Origin of the sequence: Streptomyces sp. NPDC004542 (genome assembly GCF_040610035.1) — a bacterium.
Classification (GTDB): Bacteria; Actinomycetota; Actinomycetes; order Streptomycetales; family Streptomycetaceae; genus Streptomyces.
Genome location: NZ_JBEXLP010000171.1, coordinates 1 through 6,059 on the forward strand (window position 1 = coordinate 1; position 6,059 = coordinate 6,059).

Below are 6,059 nucleotides of genomic sequence, written 5' to 3' on the forward strand. Positions count from 1 at the left end.
CGGCGCGGGCGTCGACTGGGACGGCTTCTTCACCGGCCGTGACGCCACCCGCGTCGACCTGCCCACCTACGCCTTCCAGCGCCGGCGCTACTGGGCCGACGACCAGGCCGGTCTCGACACCGGCCTGTCCACAGTCGGTCAGGAGGGCGTGGAACACCCCGTGCTCCGGGCCGCGGTCGGGCTGGCCGAGACGGACGGGGTCGTTCTGACCGGTCGGCTTGCCCTCGACGCCCAGCGCTGGATCGCCGACCACGACGTCCTCGGCAGCCTGCTGCTGCCCGGTACCGGCTTCGTGGAACTGGCGGCCAGGGCTGCCGAACAGGTGGGTTACGGCGCGGTCGAGGAACTGGTCCTGCAGGCGCCGCTGATCCTGCCCGACCGGGGCGGACTGGACGTCCAGGTGTCCGTCGGCCCGGACGATGACGGCCGGCGGACCCTGCACATCTACTCGCGCGACCCGGGCGCCGAGACCGGCACTCCCTGGACGCTGCACGGGGTGGGCGCCCTCGCTGAGCAGACCGCCGAGCCCTCGGCCGATCTCACCCGGTGGCCGCCGGCGGGCGCCACGTCCGTCGACGTGACCGGAATCTACGACCTGCTGTTCCGTCAGGGCTACGCGTACGGCCCGGCGTTCCAGGGACTGAAGGCGGCCTGGCGGCGCGGCGAGGACGTGTTCGCCGAGATCGCCCTGCCCGAGGACGAGCACCCCGAGGCGGCCCGCTTCGGTCTGCACCCCGCGCTCCTCGACTCGGCGATGCACGCGCTGAGCCTCGGGGACAGCGGGGACGAGCAGACCCTGCTGCCGTTCTCCTGGGGCGGTGTCACCCTCCACGCGGTGGGCGCCACCGCGCTGCGCGTCGCCCTGCTGCGGGAGACCCCCGGCAACGTCCGCATGGAACTGGCCGACACCACGGGCGCACCTGTGGCCTCGGTACGGTCCTTGGCCTTCCGGCCCGTCTCCGCCGAACAGCTCCGTTCGTCCGCGCAGGCCGGCGACCAGTCGCTGTTCCGCATCGAGTGGACCGCCCTGACCGTTGCGCAGACCGACGCGGCCCCGCTGTCCCTGGCGGACACGCTCGGGGCCGAGACCGTGCCGGACACCGTGCTGTACGCATGCCCCACGGCCGGCGGAGACCTCCTCGACGCCATCCGCGACACCACCCGGAACGTGCTGCGACAGGTACAGGACTGGCTGGCCGACGAGCGCTTCGCCGACTCCCGGCTCATGATCGTCACCCAGGGCGCCGTCACCGCCGGCGAGGGCGAGGTCGCCGACCTCGCCACGGCTCCGGTGTGGGGCCTGGTGCGGGCGGCCCAGGCCGAGCACCCCGGCCGGTTCGTCCTCGTCGACGTCGACGGCACCCCCGAGTCCCGCACGGCACTGGTCGGCGTGGCTGCGTCGGGAGAGACCGAGGCGGCGATCCGGGCGGGCGATGTCGTAGTGCCCCGCCTGGCGCGGATCACCGCGGGCACCGCACCGCAGGAGCAGCCGGGGGCGACCCGGCGGCCGGATCCCGACGGCACCGTCCTGGTCACCGGCGGCACCGGTGGCCTGGGCGCCCTGCTGGCCCGCCACCTCGTCACCGGACACGGCGTCCGCCACCTGCTGCTGACCAGCCGTCGCGGCCCCGACGCCCCCGGTGCCGACGCCCTCGTCGCCGAGCTGGCCGGCCTCGGCGCACAGGCCACCGTCGCCGCCTGCGACGTATCGGACCGCACGGCGCTGCGGGAACTGCTGGCCGGCATCCCCGCCGAGCACCCGCTGACCGGGGTGGTCCACGTGGCCGGTGTCGTGCACAACGGCCTCGTCGCCACCTGGCCCGAGGAGTGGCTCGACGAAGGCTTCGGCCCCAAGGCCGACGCTGCCTGGCACCTGCACGAGCTCACCCGGGACAGCGACCTGTCGATGTTCGTGCTGTACTCCTCCGCCGGCGGTCTCGTCCTCGCGCAGGGTCAGGCCGGCTACGCCGCCGCCAACGTCTTCCTCGACGCCCTCGCCGCCCATCGACGTGCCGCGGGGCTGCCCGCCACCTCGCTGGCCTGGGGAGCCTGGGGCATCGACACCGGCATGAGCCGCGAACTCAGCGAGGCCGACCTCGAACGCATGCGCCGCCAGGGACTTCCGGCGTTCACCGCCGAGGAGGGACTCGCCCTGTACGACGCCGCCATGGCGACCGGCGAGACCGTCGTCGTCCCGATGCGCGTCGACACCGCCGCGCTGCGCGTCCGCGACGGCGGGACACCGGCGCTGCTGCGCGGCCTGGTGCGCGCCCCGGCCCGCAGGGCCGCCCGCCACGAAGCCGCGGGCTCGGCGCCCGCGACGGCCGTCGACCTGCTGTCCGGGTCGCCCGCCGCCGAACGCGACCGCCGCATGCTGGAGTTGGTGCGCGCAGCGGCCGCCGAGGTGCTCGGCCACAGTGACCTCGAGGCCATCGATCCCGACCGGGGGTTCCTGGACATCGGGTTCGACTCGCTCAGCGCGCTGGAGCTGCGCAACCGGATGGTCACCCTGGCCGGCCGCAACCTGCCGCCCATGCTGATCTTCGACCACCCCTCCGCCACCGACCTCGCCGCCCACCTGTGCGAACTGCTCTTCGAGACCGACGCGCCCACCGTGGACGCCGATCTCGCGGCAGCGTCCGCCGACGAGCTCTTCGACATCCTGGACAGCGAACTCGAGATATTCAAGTGAGCGACCGGTTAGGGGTCGATAGGGGATGTCCGGCCACTGTCCGAAACCACATACTGCGCAGAGATGGATTCGCACAGCGAGAGGAAATCCAATCATGACCGTGACGAGTGAGGGCGCGCCGCGAGCAGATGCCGAGGCCGAGCCTCCGCTTTTTCCGATGGAACGCAAGTGCCCGTTCCAGCCGCCTGCCGAATACGCCGAATTGCGGGCCGAAAAGCCCGTGTTCAAGGTGCGGCTCGCGGTTTCCGGAAAAGAGGTCTGGGTTGTTTCCCGGCAGGAGCACGTCCGGCGGGTGCTGACCGAGTCGGAGATGAGCTCCAGCTTCGTCAACCCCGGCTATCCGCTGCAGGTTCCGGTACCCCCGGAGGCCCTCGCCGCGATGCAGACGCCGCTCGTGGCGATGGACCTGCCGCAGCACGCCCAGCACCGGCGGGCCATCATCCCCGAGCTCACCGTCAAGCGCGTCCAGGCGCTGCGCCCGCGTATCCAGGAGGTCGTGGACGAGCACATCACGGCCATGCTGGAGAAGGGCGGCCCGGTGGACCTGCTGACCGCGCTGGCCATCCCGGTGCCCTCGCTCATCCTGTGCGAGCTCCTCGGTGTGCCGAAGGAGGACGTCCCCCATTTCCGTGACTTCGCGGACCGTACCGTCCGCAGCGACGTCACCCCTGAGGAAATCGGCGCGGCCATGGCGGAGATGGACGCCTATCTCGACAGGCTGGTGACGGCGAAGGAACTCGAGCCGACCGACGACCTGCTCGGCCGGGTCGTGGCGAAGAACCGCGAGGAGGGCACCCTCACCCACCGTGAGGTCGTCGCTCTCGCGCGGATGCTCATATCCGGGGGCTTCGACACCCTCACCAACATGATCGTCCTCGGCGTCGGCGTGCTCCTGGAACACCCCGACCAGCTGGAGCGGATCAAGCAGGACCCGTCGCTGACCAAGAACGCCATCGAGGAGCTGCTGCGCTACCTGAGTATCGCCGACTCCGCGACCTCCCGCACCGCCACGGCGGACATCGAGATCGAGGGCGTCCTCATCCGCGAGGGCGAGGGCATCATCGCCCTCAACGGCTCCGCCAACCGCGACGAGCGCGTCTTCGAGAATCCCGACACCCTCGACATCTTCCGCGAGATCGGCCTGCACTCGGCGTTCGGTCACGGCATCCACCAGTGCCCCGGCGCCAGCCTCGTCCGGGTCGAGCTGGAGATCGTCTACAACACCCTCTTCGCCCGGATCCCCACGCTGCGCCTCGCGGTGCCGGCGGAGGAGCTGCCGTTCAAGAAGTACACGCTCATCCAGGGACTGGACGCGCTTCCCGTCACCTGGTGACGCGTGGCGGCGACCCTGGACGACCGAGCCACGAAGAAGGGAACCACCGGTGCGAATCCATGCCGACCGTGAGCGCTGCATCGGCTCGGGCACGTGCGTTCTCACACTGCCCGCCGTCTTCACCCAGGACGACGAGGACGGCCTCGTCCTGGTCACCGACGACACCCCCGGCGCCGAGCACAGGGCGTCGGTGGACCAGGCGGTCCTCGCCTGCCCCGTCTCGGCGATCTCCGTCGAGCACGGCGACCCCCGCTGACGCGAGGACGACCGGAGCGCCCCTGCCCCCACCGGGCAGGGGCGCTCTCGCGTGCCCCGCGTTCCCGACGCGGGTGCCGGGCCGGCGAGCAGCTCGCCGGCCCGGCACCCACGCACCGGCCTCCGTCCGGCCCGTCACCCCAGCGTGCGGATCCACTCCTCGATGATCCGCGCGGTGTCCTCGGCGGCCCCCTCCAGAATGCTGAAGTGGTTCGCCCGTACCGTCCGTACGGCGTGCGACGCGTCCCACGGCTTGGCCTGCCAGTCCTCCCCGTGCGCCGCGGTGTCGGCGGGAGCGTTGTCCGGCGAGAACGACTCGGTGCACTGGATGAACAGCACCGGGGCCCGGAGCGGTTCGGTCACCAGCCTCGGTACGAGTTCCACGTAGCGCCCCATCGTGGAGAGCCGGTCGCTGTCGAACCGGCCGAGGGTCGCCTCCTTGTCCAGCATGTGCAGCACCAGGCCCTCGTCCAGGTCGTTGCCGCCGGTGTCGGCCCGGTAGCTGTCGAGCAGCACCACGGCCGCCGGTGACGTCCCCGCCTCCTTCTCCAGGTACTGCGCGGTGACATGGGCGAGCAGACCGCCCGCGGAGTAGCCGACGATGACGAACGGCTGCCCGTCCGCCGCCGCCAGGGTGCTCGCCGCCAGCGCCTCGATGGCCGCCTGGGGGGTCGTCGGCAGCAGCTCCGCCGCGCCGAAGCCCGACACGGGGACCGCCGACACCTGCCGTATGCCGCGGAAGTACGAGGCCAGGCGGGCCTGCTGGTAGACACCCCCGGTGGCCATCGGCGTGCTCACGCAGACCAGCCGTGGTGTGCCGGGACCGTCGGCCAGCTTCACCGGCGGCGGTGCCTGGTCCAGTTCGCGCACCGACGCGAAGCCGGGGCGTGTGTCGGCGACCGCGGCCAGCAGGTCGAACGCCTTCGCCATGGGCCCGTTGAGAACGGCCCGGCGGAACAGGGCGCTCAGTGTGTCCGCCGCCTCGTCACCGTCCGCCGCCGCCCGGCCCGCGTCGCCGGCCTCCTCGCCGATCGTCCCGGCCGCGGCGGCGGCACGGAACTCGCCCTGCACGAAACGGGCGAGAGCCGCCGGGTTCTTGTTGTCGAAGACGACCATCGCCGGCAGCCGCAGCCCGGTGGCCGCGTTGAGGGTGTTGCGCAACTCCATCGCGCTGAGCGAGTCGAAACCCGCCTCCAGGAAGTCCCGTTCGGGATCCACCGCGTCCACGTCGGCATGCCCCAGCAACGAGGCGGCATACGTCAGGATCGCTTCCGTCAGCAGCCGCGTCTGCCCGGCGTCGTCCAGGTCCGACAGCCGCCCCCGCAGCGAAGCCGCCTGCGCGGCCCCGCCTGCCTTGCGCCGCACCGGCGGAACCAGCCCCTGCAACAGCGCGGGAACCGACGTCTGCCCCCGCAGCGCGGTGGTGTCGATGCGCAGCGGGATCTGGACCGGGTGCTCGGGCCGGGCCAGCGCGGCGTCGAACAGGTCCAGCGCCTCGTCGACGGGCAGGGCCGGGAGGCCCAGGCGGGCCATGCGGGTCTCGGCGTCCGCCTGGGCCTGATTCATGCCGGTCGCGGTGGCCCACAGTCCCCAGGCGAGGGAGGTGGCGGGCAGGCCGCCGGCGTGGCGGTGGACGGCGAGGGCGTCGAGGAAGGTGTTCGCGGCCGCGTAGTTGGCCTGTCCGGCCGCCAGGACGAGCCCGCCGGCGGAGGAGAACAACACGAACGCACTCACCCCGAGGCCGGCGGTCAGCTCGTGCAGATGCCAGGCGGCATCCGC

At 72.4% G+C, this 6,059-nt stretch carries 4 protein-coding genes; 3 read left to right on the plus strand and 1 reads right to left on the minus strand.

Translation table 11 applies throughout. From position 1 onward, the window contains the following. From ABZX30_RS37545 to ABZX30_RS37555, 3 genes are all read left to right on the plus strand, one after another. Positions 1 to 2,692, plus strand: a 2,692-nt coding sequence (locus tag ABZX30_RS37545; RefSeq protein WP_355942773.1) for a type I polyketide synthase, incomplete at its 5' end; no start/stop codon positions are given. Positions 2,693 to 2,849: 157 nt separating this feature from the next. After that, positions 2,850 to 4,025: a cytochrome P450 gene (locus ABZX30_RS37550; RefSeq protein WP_355942775.1), complete on the plus strand. Its 1,176-nt coding sequence runs from the start codon at positions 2,850 to 2,852 to the stop codon at positions 4,023 to 4,025. 49 nt (positions 4,026 to 4,074) lie between these two features. Beyond that, entirely contained in the window at positions 4,075 to 4,281 is a 207-nt protein-coding gene (locus ABZX30_RS37555) for a ferredoxin (RefSeq protein WP_355942778.1), read from the plus strand. A 134-nt stretch (positions 4,282 to 4,415) separates the two neighbouring features. On the opposite strand, the gene ABZX30_RS37560 is transcribed toward ABZX30_RS37555, so the two are convergent. Beyond that, positions 4,416 to 6,059: KR domain-containing protein (locus ABZX30_RS37560; RefSeq protein WP_355942781.1), on the minus strand; the 1,644-nt coding region annotated here is incomplete at its 5' end.